The organism is Erythrobacter sp. CCH5-A1, assembly GCF_001557115.1.
GTDB lineage: Bacteria > Pseudomonadota > Alphaproteobacteria > Sphingomonadales > Sphingomonadaceae > Erythrobacter.
The window spans coordinates 1-1,670 of the sequence record NZ_LSKQ01000277.1 but is presented as its reverse complement, the minus strand read 5'-3'; the positions used below and the strand labels follow the sequence as shown (position 1 = coordinate 1,670).

General features: G+C 61.3%; 1 protein-coding gene, 1 pseudogene and 1 other annotated feature. Of the genes and pseudogenes, one reads left to right on the top strand and one right to left on the bottom strand.

What is annotated here, in order from left to right; all coding sequences use genetic code 11:
• A pseudogene (locus AX708_RS20110) lies at nucleotides 1-729 on the top strand (IS3 family transposase); the annotation flags it as partial.
• Nucleotides 253-360, top strand: a sequence feature (AL1L pseudoknot). Its footprint overlaps the pseudogene before it by 108 nt.
• A gap of 99 nt (nucleotides 730-828) precedes the next feature.
• Here the strand turns inward: AX708_RS20110 and AX708_RS17355 are convergent.
• Nucleotides 829-1,670 (bottom strand): site-specific integrase (locus AX708_RS17355; RefSeq protein WP_067490515.1); only part of this gene is annotated, 842 nt, incomplete at its 5' end.

The window sequence follows — 1,670 nt, the reverse complement described above, 5'->3', positions numbered from 1 at the left end:
TTTAATCCGGTGCTACCGGCCGATCCGTGGCCCCTTTTATTCCCGGTGTTCTCAGTCCCGCTGGGCGGCGATCACATCTATTGCCGAGAAGATCGGCTGTTCGGGGCACACGGTGCTAGAGTGGGTAAAGAAGACTGAGGTGAACAGCGGCAAACGTGCTGGCGTTCCCACCGAACTGGCAGACCGCTTGAAGGCGCTGGAGCGCGAGAACCGTGAGCTTCGGCAGGCCAACGAGATTTTGCGCAAGGCGTCGGCATATTTTGCCCAGGCGGAGCTCGACCGCCCGTTCAAGCAATGACTGCCTTCATTGTCGAGCATCGGGATGAGTATGGGGTCGAGCCGATCTGCCGGGTCGCCCCATCCACCTATCATGAACGTGTGGCATCGCGACGCGATCCCTCGCGCCTGTCACCACGTGTCCAGCGTGATGAGGCCATGAAGCCCGAGGTTCGGCGCGTGTTCGATGCCAACTTCAAGGTCTACGGCGTGGGCAAGGTGTGGCGGCAGATGCAGCGGGAGGGCTTTGATATTGCCCGCTGCACAGTGGAGCGTTTGATGCGTGATTTGGGCCTGCAGGGCGTGATCCGGGGCAAGCCGGTGAAGACGACGATCAGCGACAAGGCGGCTCCGTGTCCGCTCGATCAGGTCAACCGTCAGTTCCATGCGCCGGCACCGAACATGCTGTGGGTGTCGGACTTCACCTATGTCGCGACGTGGTCGGGGTTCGTCTAAGCGCTGAATGTCAGCTTCTGGCGGGAGCTGACATTCAAGCTATCTCATGTGAAAAATCCTGTCTGATCGGCGAAGCAGAGTGCATAAAAACACGGTCTACAAAAATCTCTCGCCCGCATGGTTTTCGAACAGCGCTGCGTCGCGGACGTAGCCGAGCAGCACTTCGACCTTTTTCTGCCGCGATACCTCCTGCATCTTCGGCAATGACGCACCGGACTTGGCCGCCTCGGTGAGAAATCCTGAGCGCAGCGAGTGGGCACCGACTGCGGCAGGATCGAGACCAACCTTTTCTGCATAGCGCTGGATTAGGCGGGCAACTGAGCGATCTGACATCGGCTCCTTGGTCATCATCCCTTGTGCGTCGGTGCGGTAAAACAACGGACCCGCCTCTCCTCCTCTGACGCTGAGCCATTCATTCAGCCGGGCACCGGGCTTGAGCACCTTACCAGAAGGCACCGCGATGACCTGCCCTGCCCCCTCCTGGTCAGTTTTCGAATGCCGGATCGTCAGCTTAAGCCCCTCGCGCACAAGTTCGAGGTCAGCCAACTGCAATGCGACTAATTCGGAACGCCTCAGCGCCGCCGCCAACCCAAGTGCCATGACCGCCCGGTCGCGGATCGCTCGTGGACTCTGGCCTTCGGCCGCTGCGAACATCCGAGCCAGATCGGCGGCCAGAATAGCACTCTTCTTGCGCGTCGGCCGCGCGCGTTGCTCACGCCGGATCCCCGCAAGTGTGTCGCCAATGACATCGCGCGGATCGCGATGCTGGGGTGCGACCTGACCTGCCTGCCTGTGGTGCCAGGCGATGGCGGCAAGGTGCCGCCCGATGGTGCTGTCCGCCCTCCCCGCCTGCGCCAGCGAGGCAAGGTATGTGGCCACTACCTCCGGCATAGCCGGCATAGGCTCAAGATCGCGCGTCCAGCACCATTCTTCGAACT